The sequence below is a fragment of the Haladaptatus sp. DYF46 genome (assembly GCF_021083305.1).
Taxonomy (GTDB): domain Archaea; phylum Halobacteriota; class Halobacteria; order Halobacteriales; family Haladaptataceae; genus Haladaptatus.
In genome coordinates this window covers 926,087-942,253 of sequence record NZ_JAJFAY010000001.1, presented here as the reverse complement: position 1 = coordinate 942,253, position 16,167 = coordinate 926,087, and the positions used below count along the sequence as shown (strand labels likewise).

Here is a 16,167-nt window from a genome sequence, read left to right as displayed (position 1 = left end):
GAGCGTTCGGATGGTGCGACCGCGCGTCGAAGGAGAAACCAAAAACATGACACTCAAAGAAAAAGTAGCCTCGAAGTTATCCGAAACGCGAGCAGTGAGTCCCGTCATCGGCGTGATCCTGATGGTTGCCATCACGGTTATTCTGGCGGCAGTCATCGGAACGTTCGTGATGGGATTGGGGAACAATGTAAATAAGAATGCACAAGCAGGTGTTTCGTTTGATCAAGTAAACGGTAGTAGTGTTGACGTTCAACTCACATCCCTTGGGAATGTGGAAAATCCTTCCAATGTGAGTATTCAACCCGGTAGTTGTAACTCAATAGGAAAATCAAATTTCACCACAGTCGGTGAAATTATTCCTGTGGGTGACTGCTCTGCGGGTAATAAGATTACAGTTACAGCAGAGATTAACGGGAAAACAAACGTCATTAGCACGTACGAAGTTAACTAATTCTAATATAAAAACATTATATATTTGAAATATATATTTACTGTTGAGCTTTACTTTTATACTCTATTTTGTATTTGATCTCTTTTTATCGAAAGGATGGAAACAAATCGAACCCTGCTGGGTTAGGGTAGGGGTGTTGGCAATCGATTTGTCGCGGGTCTCTCCCACCCGCGTTTCTTCGTAGGCGAAGGACCCTAAAAGTCGTGAGCCTTACCCGCGGTGAAAGTGAAGGGGGACAGCGGAAGTCATCCTCCGAACAGACATTCCGAGAGATGCCGACGAAAACCAACCTGAGCGAACTCGCCGGTAGTCGGGGAGAGACACGGTACCGCACCGACGAACTCGATACCGGCATCTTTTACTGATGGACTGAATACCCCCAGCATGGACCAGTTGAAGGAGTCGCTCTTGGACGCCCCGATCATCGAGAAAGAAGGCTATCACTACTTCGTACATCCCATCAGCGACGGGATTCCGATGCTCGAACCGACGCTCCTGCGCGAAATCGTCATCAAGATCATCCGCAAGACGGATTTGGAGAACGTCGACAAAATCGTCACCCCCGCCGCGATGGGGATTCACCTCTCCACCGCCGTGTCGCTGATGACCGACATTCCGCTGGTGGTTATCCGCAAGCGTCAGTACGGACTCGACGGCGAAGTCTCGCTGTCCCAGCAGACGGGCTATTCGGAGAACGAGATGTTCATCAACAACGTGGACGAGGGCGACCGCGTGCTGCTGTTGGACGACGTGTTGAGCACGGGCGGGACGATGAAGGCCGTCACGCAGGCGCTCGAATACATCGGCGCGGACGTGGTGGACGTGTGTGCCGTCATCAAGAAGGTGGGCGCGAACGAGTTGGACGACACCGACTATCGGGTGAAGACGCTCATCAACGTGGACGTACAGGACGGGGAAGTCGTCATCATCGACGAACACGGCGACGGGTAAGATGTTCTCCCGCCAGTTCCTGTCGATGGCCTCGACGACCACGCTCGTAATCGGAGCGCTCCTCGTCGGTGACGCCATCCACGGATCGGTCGTGGTGAGCACGTACGGGGTGACGTCACCTGCGTTCGTCCTCCGGTTACTGCCGGGTCTCGCGCTCATCTGGGTCGGATACACCCTTCGGGAACACCACGAGATGTTCCTCAACTCGTACTTTGCGGGACGGGAAGCGGCGGCAAGGCCCGACGATTCGGGCGAGGAGTTCGATCAGCGGATGTCCCCGCTATCGGACGAGAGCATGGAGAACCTCGAATCTCGCGAACGAAAACGGGATAAAAGCGAGTGAACTCGTTGCAGAACGTTTATGCTTGTGCCCCATTAGCACAAAGCATGGCGTTGAAGACTAGCGTCCCGAAATCGCTTCGCGGTCCGATCGGGCTGCTATCGATAATCGTTGCCCTGCTTGGAGCGGCTATCGGCTACATTTTCCTCCTGTTCGGGCTGTCGCTGTACTTTAAGTTAATCCCGCAGATGAACGATACGATGACCCACGGCGAATCGCTCGTCGTAATCGTGACCGGCATCGCCGTCATCGCGGTCGGCTACGGTGGCTGGAAGGGATTCCACTACTTCGCGTACTGACGTATGGATGTTCGAAATCACCCTGACGCCCCCGATTTCGAGGAACTCCAGGACGTTCTCGTCGAACCCGTCCGGCGGGAGGAAATCGAGGAGCGAAGGAACGATGGCGACGTACTCGTCGAGGACAACGTTCGGGAACGGGAGGACTTGAACGTCGTCGCCTACCTCGGCAACGACCCCAACGCGGCCGAAACCGACAACATCGGCGTTCCGCTGTACCGTCTCATCCAGTTGTTCGGAACCCCACAGCTACCCGAACTACAGGCTGGAGAGGACATCAGCGGCCGAGAAGATGTTACGTTCAAATATCTCTTTCGGGTGACGCATAAGGGGTCTCCCGATGAACTGCCAACGAAGTGGCTCATGACGATTCACGATTCACACGTCAGGTTCGCTGCCAGCGTCGCCGAATGGCGCGACGAGGGGTCGGCATTTACCGCCGACTCGAAACTCGCGCTGACGACCTATACGCTCGCGCTCCAACTCGTCCTCGAACCGGTCGAGTGCGTTTACGAGGGGTTGCGCTTCTAACAACACCATGGACGACCTCGGAAACCGGTTATTCTACTGGGTGAGCGACGAGGCTAACTTCTCGTTGCTGTTGTTCCTCGTCGTCGCGCTCCTCGGGGGGGCGAGTCTCGTCCTGTTCGTGGTTTCGAGCCAGCGGTCGGCGACTCGGTTGGAGTTCGTCCTCCTCGTCTCGGCGATGGTCGTCATGTTCTACATGACGCTTCGCAACAGCACGTTCTAACGCGTGAGGACGTGCATGATGGCGAAGACGAGCGTAATCGAAGCGACGAGCAGCCCCGCAAACACCGGAACGATGGCGCTGTAGGAATAGAACCCGTACCAATATCCACCGTAGGTCAGCACGATGAGTGCTGGCACCGAGAGGACGAAAAACAGCGACGAGAGATAACTAGCCAGCGTCGGGTCATCGCCGTGCTTTGCGAAGGTTCCGCGCTCACGAACCGACCGCTCCCGGGTTGGTACGTCTTTCGACACGAACGAGGGTACCGGTGGGCGAACCAAAACCCTCCCGGTTTTAGCCCGACACGTATGCGCTCACTAGCAGCGTGGAGAGATACGCGCCGAGATACACCGCCCCGTGGACGATGATGGCGGCGACGATGGCCGTTCCGGTCAGTTTCGGAATCAGGATGTCACGGGCACCGGACGTGTACGGGAGAATCCAGAGCGGTGCGACCCACGCCAGAACCAAGGCGACACAGCCGACGAAGAACCCGACGAGTCCGACACGGATGCTCTCGTGCAAATCGTACGCCACGAGATGGGCAAACACGCCCGCGAGAGCGAGCGGGACGAGTACGTACGTCGGATCTATCGAAACCACCATCAGCTCCGACAGGTTGTACGTAAACGCCGCCATTCCGCCGATGAGGCCGACCACCGCTCCTTTTACGATGAGCGCAAACCGTCGGCGATGGACGCTTTCCTGACGGCGGTCGCTCGTCCACCCGTTCGTTTTCATCTCGGAGTTCGTGTTTCTGTTCGTCTCCGTTTCAGCCATCAGTTCGACCCTCCCGCATGTAGGGGAACGTGTATGCCTTCCCGCCCGATTCTACCGCGCAGACTCCCCGAGAACGACGCGGACCCCGAGCGTACCGCACGTTTCGTCCGGGAAACCCGGTCAGGGTTGAGGTCGATTTCGACCCGTAACGTCACCGTCTCCCTCGCGGGAACCGTCGTCTCACCGAACGGCGTCGTCGTCCCGTCCGATAACTGCGTTTCGCCATCGTACACGTGTATCAACCCGCTGTAGAACACGATATCCCGTCCAGTCGGATTACGAATGGAAAGCGTCGTCGTGAGATACTCACCGCCGTCGGTCACGGCCGAATTCGAAGTCGTCACGTCGACGGAACCGACGTTCATCATCGCAACGTGTCCCTGCATGGTCGGAACGAACAACCACGCGGTGACGAGCGCCGTAACGACGATTGCGGCGACGAGGAGCGGCCGTTCTGGACGGAGGACGGAGCGAGCGGTCGAACCTGGCATTCAATGACATTGTCTATGCGTGTCATTACCGTAAGAGTTTCCTTTTTCACAAAAAAGAGCGGCGAGCCGATCGTGGTGCTCAGTCCGAAGCGTCCGGCGCAATCGTTTCCCTGTTCGCGACGGACGAACCGTAGAGGTGACACGCCGTTACTTGGTCGCCGGACTGACGGAGTTCCGGGGACTGGCGCTCACAGATCGAGTTGAACATTCGGTCGAGTTGTTCCATCGCGTCCTCCTCGTTTCCTTCCAAGAGGTCACGCGTGGCCGACCGAAGGGCGTTTTCGGCCTGTCTCGGCAGATCGAGCGAATCGATGTCGACCGTTCCCCTTCCGTCGCCGGCGATTTGGTGTTCATCGGGCAGCTCCAGCGAGAGACCCGTTTCGAGAACGGCATCGACCGCCCTCCGCTGCTCTGCGTACTCCTCTGCGATCTCTTCCACTGGAATGTCGTCGGTCTGAACGCGCCGTTTGAAATTGCATCCTCGGCGGAACGCGTCCTGGCTCCCGCTCCAATCCTCCGGAGGAATTATCTTGGCACATCGGGGGTGGAACCGGCACCCGGACGGTGGGTTTCTCGGGTTCGGCACTTCGCCGGTCACGTTCGCTCGTCGGCGTTGCGCGCCGGGTTCGATTTCCGGTACCGCGTCGAACAGCGCTTCCGTGTAGGGATGTTTCGGGTTATTGACCACGTCATCCGTCGGCCCTTGCTCGACGATGCTCCCGAGATACATGATGGCGGTACGGTCGCACATGTAGCGAATCAGCGAGAGGTCGTGGCTGATGAACACGTAGGTCAACCCGTACTCGTCCTGTAACTCCTTCATCAGGTTCAACACGCCCGCACGAATCGACACGTCGAGCATCGACACGGGTTCGTCGCAGACGATGAAGTCGGGGTTGACGACCAGCGCACGCGCGATGGCGACGCGTTGGCGCTCGCCACCGGATAGTTCCTTCGGGAACTCGTTCAGGTAGGCCTCCGCAGGGGCGAGCCCGACGTCGTTCAACACCTGAACGACCCGTTCACGACGGTCTTGGTAGCCGTCCCCGATGTCGTTTATTTTGAGTGGTTCGACGACCGACTGGAACACCGTCATTCGAGGGTTCAGACTCTCGAACGGGTCCTGAAAGATCATTTGGACCCGCTCGCGGAACTCCCGTTGGTCCTCGCGCAGCAGCTCGGACATGTCCCGTCCGTCGAACATGATTCTCCCCTCCGTCGGTTCGTACAGCTTGACCAGCAACTTTCCGAGCGTGGTCTTCCCACAGCCCGATTCGCCGGCGATACCCATGATATCGCCCCGATTGATGGTCAAATCGACGTTCTGGACGGCCCGGACTGGCTGTGCTTCTCGACCGAGTAGTTGGTCGATGGCGCTCTGCGACAGGTCGAACAACTTCGAGACGTTCCGTATCTCTACTAGTGAGTCTGCGTTGTTTGTTGCCATTTTTCCTCCTTACGCGCCTCGGTGCGCATCGTTTCGAGTTCGTTGACGCGATAGCACGCCGACCGGTGGACGTGCGGTGAACTCGCCTCGGTTCGTTTTCCCGTTTCCGCCTGCTCCGTGTCGTACATCGGTGGGTGTACCGAATGGCATTCGTCCACGACGAACGGACACCGAGGAGCGAAGCGACATCCATCGCTGGGATCGAGTAGCGTCGGCGGCGTCCCGGGTATCGAGATGAGGTTTTGGTCCACCTCCTCGACCGTCGGGAACGAGTTCTTCAAGCCGAGCGTGTACGGGTTCGCGGAATCGACGAGAACGTCCTGCATCGGACCGCTCTCCATCATTTTTCCACCGTACATGACCGCGAGTTGGTCACATATCTCGGCCATGACGCTGATGTCGTGACTGACGACGAGAATAGCGACGTTGAACTCCTCTTGGAGCTCTTCTAACTCCTCCAGGATGCGGTCCTGGATAATGACGTCCAGTGCCGTCGTCGGTTCGTCCGCGATGAGCATGTCCGGGTTACACGCCATCGCCATCGCGATGACTGCACGCTGTTTCATCCCGCCGCTGTACTGGTGAGCGTAGTCGTCGGCGCGGTCGGGGTCGATTCCGACCCGTTCGATGAGGTCGCGCGCACGGTCGTGGGCCTCTTCCGGCGGCGTGTTCGGTTCGTGGCGCAAGATGGCTTCGACGATTTGGTCGCCGACCTTGTACACCGGATTGAGCGCGTTCATCGCACTCTGCGGAATCAGCGCGATGTTTCGCCACCGTATGTCCCGAATCTGTTGGTTGTCCAACTGTGCGAGGTCCGTCATCCCGTCCGCACGAACCGGATATCGGTCGTCGTCGATTATCTCGCGACGTGCGTTCCCGCGTTCGTCTTCCCACTCGGGGAGGGTTCCATCGAACCAAATCTTGCCGCTTTCGACGTACCCGTTCGAGTCGAGTAAGTGAATGAGCGACTTTGCCAACGTGGTCTTTCCACAGCCCGATTCACCGACGAGACCGTACGTCTCGCCGTGTTCGACGTTGAAACTGACGCCATCGACGGCGTGAACTTGCTTGTCCCCGGCGTCGTAACGAACACTGAGATCGTTTACTTCTAGTAGTGACATGGTTTACTCCTGTGGGTTTGCGAGGTCCTCAACCGAGAAGCCGATGAAGTAGAACGCCGCCGCGATGGACGTGATCGCCAGTCCCGGCGGGATGAGCCACCACGGTGCTTCGAAGACGTAACTTTCGGATTTGATGTTCTGAATCATGATTCCCCACGAGTTGTTCGTGAAGTCGCCCAGACCGAGGTACGCGAGCGATGCCTGTGCGATGATCGCGCCCGCCGCGTCCTGTGCGAGGAACACGAACGCGAGCGGAATGACGTTCGGCAGGATGTGCCGGAACACGATTCGCGTGTCGCTCGCACCCGCGACCCGTGCCGACTCGACGTACGCCCGTTCCTTGAGCGACAACGTCTCCCCCCGGATGAGGATACAGTTGTTGAGCCACGACGTGATCGCGATACCGAGGATGATGTTCGTCTGGCTGACACCCCGGATCGAGACGAGAACGATGAGGAACGGAAGGAACGGCATCCCGTACATCACGTCCACGATGCGTTGGATCGTCTCGTCGATCCACGTGTTCCCGTAAAATCCACTGATGAGGCCGAGCGGAACCCCAACGAGGCTGGAGAGGATTCCGGCCGCAAACCCGATGTAGAGTGCGTCTTTCGCAGCGTACACCAGGAGGGTGAATACCCCTTGGCCCTTGCCGTTCGTCCCGAACGGAATGAAGGCCGGGTCGCCGAACGCGGGTGGGTGAGGGAACTGTTGGCTCTGCTGGAGCGTCAAGCGGGCGTACGGGTCGTTTCCGACGAAGAGACGCCAGGAAGGGTTGTGCGGCGCGAACACCGACGGAAACAGCGCCCAGAGGACGTAAACGACGAGGATGAAGAGCCCAATGACACCCATCTTGTGGTGGGTGTACCGGCTCCATCCCCGTTTGAAGCGTTCGATTCGCGGTTCCCATCGTTCCTTGAGCGTGTTCGTCGTGGATGTGCTTTCCGATTGTGTTGACATTGGTTACTCACCCCCAAACTTGATCCGCGGGTCGAGGAAGGTGTAGACGACGTCCGTGAGGAGACGCATCGTGATTATCATGACGGCGAGCAGGAAGAACGCCGCTTGCGTGATCGGATAGTCCTGATCGAAGACCGCACTGACCAGCATATCCCCGATACCGGGCCAACTGAACACTCGCTCGATAATGACGCTCCCGTCCACGAGGAACGCGAGGCCGACGATGGCCTGCGTCGCGACCGGAATCAGCGCGTTCCGGGCCGCGTGTTTCATCATCACGGTCCGTTCGCTGAGACCCTTCGCTCGCGCGAGGAAGACGTAATCTTCCCCGGTGACGTTGTTCATCGACGGTCGCATGACGAGCATCGACCCGACCCACCCGACGAACGCGATGCTGAACAGCGGAAGTGCGATGTGGTGTAAGATGCTGCCCATCGCCACTAGTGGCGTCCAATCTTGTACCCCGAACTGGTCGACCATGTACGCGCTCTTCAGCAACTTCAGCTTGTAGTCGAACAGCCAGATGAAGAGCCACGCGATCCAGAACGCGGGCATGGAGTACATCGTGAGTCCCGACGTGTAGATGAACTTGTCCTTGTTCGTTCCTCGCCACCAGCCCAGATACATGCCGACGAGCGGGCCGACCGTGTACGCGATGACGAATCCGGCACCGAACAGGATGATAGTCCGCGGGAACCGACGAACGATGATGTCCCAGACGGGGACCTGCTTCGTCGGCGACCGACCGAAGTTTCCGGTCTGATAGTTTATCATGAAGTCCACGTACTGACGCCACAGCGGTTCGTTGAGTCCCCACTGCTCCCGAAGCCGTGCGATCTGTGCCGGCTTCATCTCCGGCGTTATCATCTGCGAGATGAACGATCCGGGCATGCTCCGAATGAGCACGAACAGAATCGTCATTATGACCAGTAACGTCAGATAGGAGACGATCAGCCGTTTCGCGAGATAACGGGTGCTAATCCTTGTCATTTTCTGTCGTCCGTTGATTTTGGTATCCTGATTACCATATCGTCTTACTCTTGCGTAACTATGCCATTCATGGCATACATTCATTATCAATGTGGTGGTTCTCGTGTCGGTTGGGTATTAAATTCAACCACCGGTCTACTATCCCACAGCGCGAAAAAACCACCCCTCGACGGTCGAAGACGTGGTTACTTCTTCAGGTTCTCTTTGAGGAAGATACTGCTGTACTCCGTGTCCCAGTTCGCGTATCCGGGGTCGACGATGTTCTCGACGAACCCGTCGAACTTCGCCGAGTTGACCGGCCAGCGGTATTTCGCGTAATCGCGGAGCATGTACGGCATGTCGAGATAGATTCGCTCCATCGCCTTTGCGTACTTCTTGGAGCGCTTCTCGGGGTCGGTCTCCTTGTACGCTTCCGAGAGCAGTTTGTCCGCGCTGCCACCCGAGATACCGTATCCCGTGGAGTTGTACGCGAATTTCTCCGTGTCCTCGCCGGCGTTCTCGGAGTGGAAGAACGAGTAGAGCGACGTTCCATACGGACTGGTTCCGCCCCAACCCATCGGGTACACGTCGAACTCTTCGGTCTCGTACACCTTCCCGGACATGGTGTTGAACGCGACCGGTTCGGTTTTGACCGGGATACCGACCCGTTGCATGTTCTTTTTCCACTGTTCGATGGCTTTCGCCTCCTGTGGCTGTTCGCTCGGCGGGTCAATGAAGAGGTTGATGGCGTCGCCGTCCATCATCTCCGGGATGGTCTTTCCATCCACACGAATCTCCTTATCGACCTCGACCTTCGCGTTTTTGAGGTTGTCGGATTTGACCGAACCGAACGTGTACTTGTACTTCGCTTTCGATTGGCTGGCCTTGACACCGGAGAACGTTCCGGGGAAGTCCTTTCCGGCGTAGGTACCCTTCGAGCCATCGACGACCGTGCCGTCCTTCAGGAACTTGCGAACCTCCGCGACTTTGGGTTGTTTGCTACCCTTCTTTCCGCGGAAGTCGAACGCGTTCGTTCGCGGGTCCGTCAGCAGGTCGCCGCCGTAGATAGTCTCCGGCCGAACACCTTTGTACCCCGGGGACTGGGCATAGTCGCCCTTGATGACGTAGGTCCCTTTGAGCGTCTTCACCCAGAATACGTCGTCGTACAGGAACGACATCGCCTGTCGGAGCGCCACGTCGTCGAGCGGGGCGCGACGACAGTTGAATCCGTAGTAGGAAAAGCCGCTGTCGTATCCCTTTACGAGACCCTTGTCGTCCGACTTCTCGACCTTCGAAATCTTCGAAGTCTGAAGACTCCCGTAGTGGGTGTCGACCTTGCCGTTCAGGAACGCTTGCGTGAGCGGCGACGTTCCGCCGTACACCTTGAAGTTCACGCCGTCGAGGAACGGACCGCCGTGGATGAGCGAGTCGTGTTCTTTCTTCCAGTCGAGTTTGTTGAGCGCGTAGGTGTTCTCGATGTAATCGCGGCGGAACTTGATCTGCATCGAGGTGTCCGGATTCCACTGGACGAGTTTCCCCGGTCCGGTTCCGACAGGACCCTCCTCGTTCTCCTTCGTCGGGTCGTAGTTCTTGTAATCGACGCCTTCCCACTTGTGTTTGGGAATCAGTGGTGGGTCACCGAGAATGTCGGCGTCCCACGTCCCGACCTGTCGGGACAGTTTGACGTGGAAGTCCCAGTCGTTTTTGGCCTCCTCGATCATCTCGTAATCGTTCCAGATCGAGAACTGTCCCGGTTCGTTGTCGAGTTGGAACTGGTAGGAGTATAGGATGTCTTCCGTCTTGAACTTCTCGCCGTCGTTCCATTCGAGTCCGTCTTTGCGCGCGTTGAAGTAGACGTCCGGTTTCTCCTTGTCTGCGTTTTTGATCGTCCAGTCCGTGAAGACGCTCGGTTTGACCTCAAACGTCACCGGGTCCTGTTCGATACCGTAATCGTAGACCGGGGAGAGAGCGACCGCGGAGTACACGCTGCCGGACAGCATGATGTTCGGGCTGTCGGGCGCTTCCGCCATCCCGTATCGGAGCGTTCCACCGGGTTCGATGTCGTCGGGGCTCAGACTGTTCTTGCTCGGAGCTTGAGTTGTTTCAGTAGTGTCACCACCGTCCTCGGTACCCCCGTCATCGGTGGTCTCTTTGTCTCCATTGCTGGAACACCCTGCGAGGGAGAGAGCAACAGCGCCGGCCCCGCTCGCTTTTAGAAAGTTCCTTCGGGTATCGTCAGCACCACTCGGGTTGCGTCGCCGTGGCATACCAAACACTTGTAGAAGATGTATTTAAAACTACTGGTTAGCAGAAGCTTTTAGTTTTCCTGACGTTATAGAAGCCCGCTTCGGTGAAAAAGTAGTCGCCGTTATCGATACAAAGAGCCCTCAAGTCGCTCGATTTGGACCGATTATTCGGCGGCCGCTTCTCGGGCCAACATTCCGTAATAGATCGTCCCGGCGAGTGCCGTCGAACCGAGGAGGATGTGTGAATCGAAGGACAGCATTCCCGAATTGTTCCGTGTCCAAGCGATACTCAGCCCGGACCAGATGGTGGCGATGAAAAACCCTGCGGTCAGCAACCAGAGTCCCGTCGACTTTCGGCCGGAGTGCAAGGCAACGATAGCGGTTATCATGACGCCACCGGCCATCACTGCCAGAACGCTACGCGTGCCTATCATCTACGTGTCAACTGGGAACGAATCGGGTATAAATCACGCGCTTTTTGTTCACCCGTTATTCGATACCGAGCGCGGAGCGGAGCGTCTTCGCTGCCGCGTGAGATGATCCCGGACCGCGAGCGGTCAACAGGTCACCGTCGGTTCGTACGCTCGTCTCGGCGTCGAGTTCCGCATCCCAAACGCCGCCCGCCGCTTTCACCTCGTCCTCGACCCAGTACGGGAGCTTCCGTCCGTCGGGCATGCGGTCGTTCTCGTCCACGATTCCCTCCTCCCAGTCGTTCGGGAAGCCGGTGACGTTTCGACCGTCCACGAGGAACTCACCGTCACTATCGCGGGTGAACGCCAGCAGTCCCACGGCGTGACAGACGACGAGCGCTTTCGTGTCTCCCGTTTCTACCGCATCGCGGAGCAGTGCCCGAGCGTGGCGGTCCTGATTCACGTCCCATTCCGTTCCGTGTCCACCGGGAAACACGACGGTATCGTACTCGTCGGCGCTCGTCGCCGCCAACGGAATCGGGTTTTGAAGTCGTGGATCCGATTCGTGCGCTTCGCGGACCCGCTCCGCGGTTTCCTCGCCGACGTTCTCCGGATCGACGGACCGTTCGTCGACGACCGGCCTCCCGCCGCTCGGGGTCGTGACCGTTATGTCGACCCCCGCCCCGTCCAGCGTCTGTAGCGGTTCGATACATTCCTCTCCCCAGTATCCTTCCTCGCTAACGACGAACAGTGCGGATGCCATGGGTGGGACTACCGGTTCGCGGGGAATAAGTGGGGCGGCACCGGCCGTATTTGAAGGAACGAGAAACGTCGTCGATGTCGAAACGAGTCGTGTAAAAATAGCGGGAGGTAGATTTGAACTACCGATCTGCGGGTTATGAGCCCGCCGGAATCTCCTGGCTATCCCATCCCGCTACCAGTTTGTACTGCCGTCGGCTAGTTAAGGGTTATGATTCGACCGCCGTATGTGATTTTGCAAAACGAGAGACCGGGTGGATGTCGAGACGACTCGCGTGAAAATAGCGGGAGGTAGATTTGAACTACCGATCTGCGGGTTATGAGCCCGCCGGAATCTCCTGGCTATCCCATCCCGCTACCAGTTTGTACTGCCGTCGGCTAGTTATGGGTTGTGATTCGGTCGCCGTATGTCATTTTGTATCGCGGCATCACCGCGTGTGAGTTATGTTCAATGATAGACAACACCGCAAGAAGTATATCACTGTAGTACCCGGACTGACTCAGAAATGGAGTTCTTGCTCGTTGGCTTCTGGTTAATCCTCTACTACCTCCTTGCAATCGCGGGATTACCGGTCGCAACGACGCTCTTTCGACGATTCCCGGACCGGGGAGCGACGTTCGCGCTTCCGGTGAGCCTCACGGTCGTTACCATCGTGACGTACTGGTTCGGCCAGTTCGTCTTCTCGAACATTACGGTTCTCGTCGCGGTCCTGTTTCTCGCTTCCCTGTCGATACTGCTGACTCGACGTGATATCGAAATCGACCTACAGGAATACGCGGAAGCCATGACTGTCTTCACGGTCGCGTTCTGTTTTCTCGTCATCGTCCGCGCGATAGACCCGGGCATCATCGCGACCGGCGGCGAGAAGTTTCTCGACTTCGGCCTGTTGCAGTCGCTCATGCGAGCACCCGCGCTCCCGCCCGAGGACATGTGGTTCGCGGGAGAACCTGTTCGGTACTACTACGGCGGCCATCTCATCGCAGCGATCCTGACGAAACTGTCGGGCACGCCACCACAGTACAGCTACAACCTCTCGCTCGCGGGATTCTATGGCATGCTCATCACCACCGCCTACGGATTGGCGGGTGCGATCGCCGACCGGCACGGAAGCCCACGACGCCTCGCGGGCGTTTGCGCCGCCTTTCTTGTCGGTGTCGCCGGGAACCTGTTTACGCCGTTGCGCTTGCTCGCGGGAAGCTTTCCGGGATGGCTCCTCGACGCAATCGCGAAACCGCTGGAGATGGACCCGACCGCGATTCCCCTCGCGCCGGCGGATTTTTCCTACTGGGACGCCAGTCGCGTGATGGTCGGAACGATAAACGAGTTCCCCTTCTTCGCGTATCTGAACGGCGACCTTCACGCCCACATGATGGGACAGCCGTTTCTGCTGTTCGTCGCGGCCCTCGGCTACGCTGTCTATCGATCCGACGCCCGGCGGCAACGGCTTCTGGTCTTCGGAGTTCTCCCGCCCGTCGTCGCCTTCGTCAGCACCATCAGCTTCTGGAGTTTTCCGACCGCCCTCGGCGTCGTCTGGCTGTCGCTCGTGTTCGCGGAAACGCACCCGGCGAGGCTCGTTCCGGGCGGCGAACGCGTCGTTTCGATGACCGACGGGTCGCCGTTCGCCGACGAACTCGGACGAATCGTGGTTTCGCTGCTCCTCGTCGTTGCCGTCGGCGGCCTCGCCTTCGTCTGGGCGACCCCGTTCGTGGTCAACGTGTTGTTCGGGGCAGCGGGCACCCGGGGACTCGGCTTCCTCCCCGACCACAGTAGTGCCGTCGAGTTGCTCATCGTCCACGGTGGATTCCTCGGCCTGTTCGCGCTGTATCTCGCGGCGAACACCCGTTGGCACACGGACGACCTCGCACGCACGGGAGTACTTGTACTCCTGCTAGCGGCGATCAGTTGGCAAACCGGAATCGCCGCCCTGTTGCTCGTCGCGCCCTTCCTCGTCGGCGGATGGCTGTTGCTCCGTCGTGACCCCGACTTCGGCTTCGAAACGGTGTTGCTGGTAGCCGGTGCGGGCCTCGTCCTCCTCGTCGAGTTCGCGTACGTGCGGGACAACGCCATTTCCGGACGATTCAACACGGTGTTCAAGGTGTACATGCAGGTGTGGGTCCTCTGGGGAGTCGCCGGAGGCGTCGGGCTTTCCCGACTGCTCGCGGGTGCGATACCGAGGCTTTCCGGTGGCCGTCACGGACAACTCCCGCTGTCGCTCCGGCGTGGAGTCGCACTCGTTGCGGCCGTTCTCGTGTTGTCCACGTCGGTGTACGGTGCCTTCGGGTTCGCCGAACACGTCGGCTCCGAAAACCCGATACATCGTGCCGACGACCCGACTCTCGATGGACTCGCCTTCGTCTCGACGGTCCACTCCGACGAAGCCGACGCGATCGAATGGCTCGGTTCGAGGGAGGGACGCCCGCACATCGTTTCCGCACCCGGGGACCCCTACGCTTGGGGGAGTCCGGCTTCCTCGCTGACGGGACTTCCGACCGTCGTCGGATGGTATCAGGAACGGATTTACCGCGGCGACTCGGCCTACTTGGAACGAAAACACGACGTCGAGCTGATATTCAGTCCGAATACGGCGTGGGAGACCCGTGCCAGCAGGCTCGACAAATACGACGTTCGGTACATCTACTACGGTCCACGGGAACGGGACAGGTACGGCCGGACGGGATTCGAACGGTTCCCCGGAATCCACCGCGTCCACCACTCGGGTTCGGTTTCGATTTACCGCGTCAATCGGACCGTCATCGGGTTGGAGACGACGGCAAATTAATCGAGCGAGAGACCCGGATGCCAGCGGTCGACGTCGGCTTCCGCTTTCACGGCATCCATTCGAGCCAGTAGTTTCACCGCGAGGCTCGCCGTCTCCGCCGCGCAGTGTTCACCTTCCGTCCTGAACTCGCCCGTCTCGCGGTTCGCGTACACCGAACAGACCGCCCCCGCACGAAGGTCGTAGACGTTCGCGATCGTCAGAATCGCGCTCGCCTCCATCTCGATGTTCTTGACGTTTGCGTCCTTCAGATGGGAGACCAACTCCTTACCGCCTTCCGCGAGAAAGCCCTCGAATCCGGGACGGCCCTGTCCCGCGTAGAAACTGTCGGCGCTCATCGTGATTCCCGTATGATAGTCGTACTCCAGTCGTTCGGCGGCGGCGACCAGCGCCGCGACGACTTCATAGTCCGCGACCGCCGGATAATCCTCGCGCACGTACTCGTCGCTCGTCCCTTCCTGTCTGACGCCGCCGGTCGTGATGACGAGGTCGCCGACGTCCATCTCGGGTTGAATCGCGCCGCACGACCCCACCCGGATGAACGTGTCCACGCCGATTCGCGCCAACTCTTCCACCGCGATGGCCGCCGATGGACTGCCGATACCGGTCGACGTGACGCTGATGGGCGTGCCGTCGTAGTCCCCCGTTACGGTTCGGTATTCGCGGTGGAACGCCTTTTCGTCCGCGGAATCCCAGAACTGCGTGATCTTCTCGACTCGCTCCGGGTTCCCCGGCAGGAGAACGGCGTTCGCGACGTCCTCTTCCCTCACTTCGATGTGGTATTGCACGTCCGCGTTCGGGTCTTCGCTGTCTTCCATACCACTCACGATTGCCGCCGCAAAAATAGGTGCTTCGCGTTCGGGTCGGTGAATTTCGTCTCCCGCCGTTCAGTCCAGCATCTCCTCGGTTATCGTGTCCGGAAGCAACTCGCCGAGCGTGTACTCGGTCACGCCGTCGCCGTGGTCGCACACGACCACCAAATCGTCGTCACAGAACTCCGCGAGCGTCTGCCTGCACATCCCGCACGGCGTGACGCCATCGCGTCGCTCGGAACTGACCGCGAGGCGGTCGAACTCCCGATGCCCCGACTTTATCGCCTCCGCGATGGCGACTTCCTCCGCGTGAAGCGAGTTGCTGAAGTTCGCGTTCTCGATGTTACAACCGATGTACACGGTTCCGTCCGCCGTCCGGAGCGCCGCACCGACCGGGTAGTCGGAGTACGGAACGTGCGCGCGGTCCTGTATCTCGCGTGCCTGCTCGACGAGTTCGTCCATAGCGAAGGTGCGGTTTCGCGGGTCAAATAACAACCGACACCCACCGGGGAGCGAATATTTTTATAGCAAAACGAAGCCAACCCCGTCGTGTTTCGCCGCTTCGTCGAATCCGCGGTTTGCATTTTCCTCGGCGAGTTACTC

Annotated in this window: 19 protein-coding genes and 2 tRNA genes; 7 read left to right on the top strand and 14 right to left on the bottom strand. The window is 58.7% G+C overall.

The annotated features are described in order from the left end of the window. Nucleotides 1-46: 46 nt before the first annotated feature. The 6 genes from LJF34_RS05330 to LJF34_RS05305 all read left to right on the top strand — a co-directional run bounded on the left by LJF34_RS05330 (nt 47) and on the right by LJF34_RS05305 (nt 2,792). Complete coding sequence (locus LJF34_RS05330) at nt 47-451, top strand: type IV pilin N-terminal domain-containing protein (protein WP_231183751.1); 405 nt, start codon at nt 47-49, stop codon at nt 449-451. Nucleotides 452-835: 384 nt separating this feature from the next. Next, on the top strand, nt 836-1,402 hold the full coding sequence (gene hpt / locus LJF34_RS05325; protein ID WP_231183750.1) for a hypoxanthine/guanine phosphoribosyltransferase: 567 nt from the start codon (nt 836-838) through the stop codon (nt 1,400-1,402). Between the two features lies 1 nt (nt 1,403). Next, the gene (locus LJF34_RS05320; RefSeq protein WP_231183749.1) at nt 1,404-1,745 is read left to right on the top strand and encodes a hypothetical protein; all 342 of its coding nucleotides are present in this window, start codon (nt 1,404-1,406) and stop codon (nt 1,743-1,745) included. A gap of 44 nt (nt 1,746-1,789) precedes the next feature. Continuing rightward, a complete protein-coding gene (locus tag LJF34_RS05315) occupies nt 1,790-2,041 on the top strand; it encodes a hypothetical protein (protein ID WP_231183747.1) in 252 nt (83 codons plus the stop codon). 3 nt (nt 2,042-2,044) lie between these two features. After that, complete coding sequence (locus tag LJF34_RS05310) at nt 2,045-2,572, top strand: hypothetical protein (RefSeq protein ID WP_231183745.1); 528 nt, start codon at nt 2,045-2,047, stop codon at nt 2,570-2,572. A 7-nt stretch (nt 2,573-2,579) separates the two neighbouring features. After that, nucleotides 2,580-2,792 (top strand): hypothetical protein, encoded by a 213-nt coding sequence (locus LJF34_RS05305; protein ID WP_231183743.1) that lies wholly within the window; start codon nt 2,580-2,582, stop codon nt 2,790-2,792. Here LJF34_RS05305 and LJF34_RS05300 read toward each other — a convergent pair. From LJF34_RS05300 to LJF34_RS05245, 12 genes are all read right to left on the bottom strand, one after another. Then, a complete protein-coding gene (locus tag LJF34_RS05300) occupies nt 2,789-3,046 on the bottom strand; it encodes a hypothetical protein (RefSeq protein ID WP_231183742.1) in 258 nt (85 codons plus the stop codon). The two genes, LJF34_RS05305 and LJF34_RS05300, sit on opposite strands and share 4 nt — an antisense overlap. A gap of 40 nt (nt 3,047-3,086) precedes the next feature. Further along, entirely contained in the window at nt 3,087-3,572 is a 486-nt protein-coding gene (locus LJF34_RS05295) for a hypothetical protein (protein ID WP_231183741.1), read from the bottom strand. Next, nucleotides 3,572-4,063 (bottom strand): LEA type 2 family protein, encoded by a 492-nt coding sequence (locus tag LJF34_RS05290; RefSeq protein WP_231183740.1) that lies wholly within the window; start codon nt 4,061-4,063, stop codon nt 3,572-3,574. Before LJF34_RS05290 ends, LJF34_RS05295 begins: the two co-directional genes overlap by 1 nt. Before the next feature lie 79 nt (nt 4,064-4,142). Then, the gene (locus LJF34_RS05285; RefSeq protein ID WP_231183739.1) at nt 4,143-5,510 is read right to left on the bottom strand and encodes an ABC transporter ATP-binding protein; all 1,368 of its coding nucleotides are present in this window, start codon (nt 5,508-5,510) and stop codon (nt 4,143-4,145) included. Then, nucleotides 5,483-6,631 carry an ABC transporter ATP-binding protein gene (locus LJF34_RS05280; protein WP_231183738.1) on the bottom strand — a complete coding sequence of 383 codons (1,149 nt, stop codon included), beginning with the start codon at nt 6,629-6,631 and terminating at the stop codon, nt 5,483-5,485. The genes LJF34_RS05285 and LJF34_RS05280 overlap by 28 nt, the downstream gene beginning before the upstream one ends. A 3-nt stretch (nt 6,632-6,634) precedes the next feature. After that, nucleotides 6,635-7,591 (bottom strand): ABC transporter permease, encoded by a 957-nt coding sequence (locus LJF34_RS05275; RefSeq protein ID WP_231183737.1) that lies wholly within the window; start codon nt 7,589-7,591, stop codon nt 6,635-6,637. Nucleotides 7,592-7,594: 3 nt separating this feature from the next. Continuing rightward, nucleotides 7,595-8,581 carry an ABC transporter permease gene (locus tag LJF34_RS05270; protein ID WP_231183736.1) on the bottom strand — a complete coding sequence of 329 codons (987 nt, stop codon included), beginning with the start codon at nt 8,579-8,581 and terminating at the stop codon, nt 7,595-7,597. Between the two features lie 185 nt (nt 8,582-8,766). Next, on the bottom strand, nt 8,767-10,827 hold the full coding sequence (locus LJF34_RS05265) for an ABC transporter substrate-binding protein (RefSeq protein ID WP_231183735.1): 2,061 nt from the start codon (nt 10,825-10,827) through the stop codon (nt 8,767-8,769). 143 nt (nt 10,828-10,970) lie between these two features. After that, nucleotides 10,971-11,240: a hypothetical protein gene (locus LJF34_RS05260; RefSeq protein ID WP_231183734.1), complete on the bottom strand. Its 270-nt coding sequence runs from the start codon at nt 11,238-11,240 to the stop codon at nt 10,971-10,973. A gap of 55 nt (nt 11,241-11,295) precedes the next feature. Then, nucleotides 11,296-11,979 (bottom strand): type 1 glutamine amidotransferase domain-containing protein, encoded by a 684-nt coding sequence (locus LJF34_RS05255; protein ID WP_231183733.1) that lies wholly within the window; start codon nt 11,977-11,979, stop codon nt 11,296-11,298. Between the two features lie 98 nt (nt 11,980-12,077). Beyond that, nucleotides 12,078-12,152, bottom strand: a tRNA-Met gene (locus tag LJF34_RS05250). Nucleotides 12,153-12,257: 105 nt separating this feature from the next. Further along, a tRNA-Met gene (locus tag LJF34_RS05245) sits at nt 12,258-12,332 on the bottom strand. A 149-nt stretch (nt 12,333-12,481) separates the two neighbouring features. Here LJF34_RS05245 and LJF34_RS05240 point away from each other — a divergent pair. Beyond that, nucleotides 12,482-14,755, top strand: coding sequence for a DUF2298 domain-containing protein (locus LJF34_RS05240; protein WP_231183731.1), 2,274 nt, complete (start codon nt 12,482-12,484; stop codon nt 14,753-14,755). Here LJF34_RS05240 and LJF34_RS05235 read toward each other — a convergent pair. Both LJF34_RS05235 and cdd read right to left on the bottom strand, forming a co-directional pair. Further along, a complete protein-coding gene (locus LJF34_RS05235) occupies nt 14,752-15,570 on the bottom strand; it encodes a nucleoside phosphorylase (RefSeq protein WP_231183729.1) in 819 nt (272 codons plus the stop codon). The genes LJF34_RS05240 and LJF34_RS05235 overlap by 4 nt on opposite strands. 69 nt (nt 15,571-15,639) lie before the next feature. Further along, nucleotides 15,640-16,059 (bottom strand): cytidine deaminase, encoded by a 420-nt coding sequence (gene cdd, locus LJF34_RS05230; RefSeq protein ID WP_342765859.1) that lies wholly within the window; start codon nt 16,057-16,059, stop codon nt 15,640-15,642. Nucleotides 16,060-16,167: the final 108 nt, after the last annotated feature.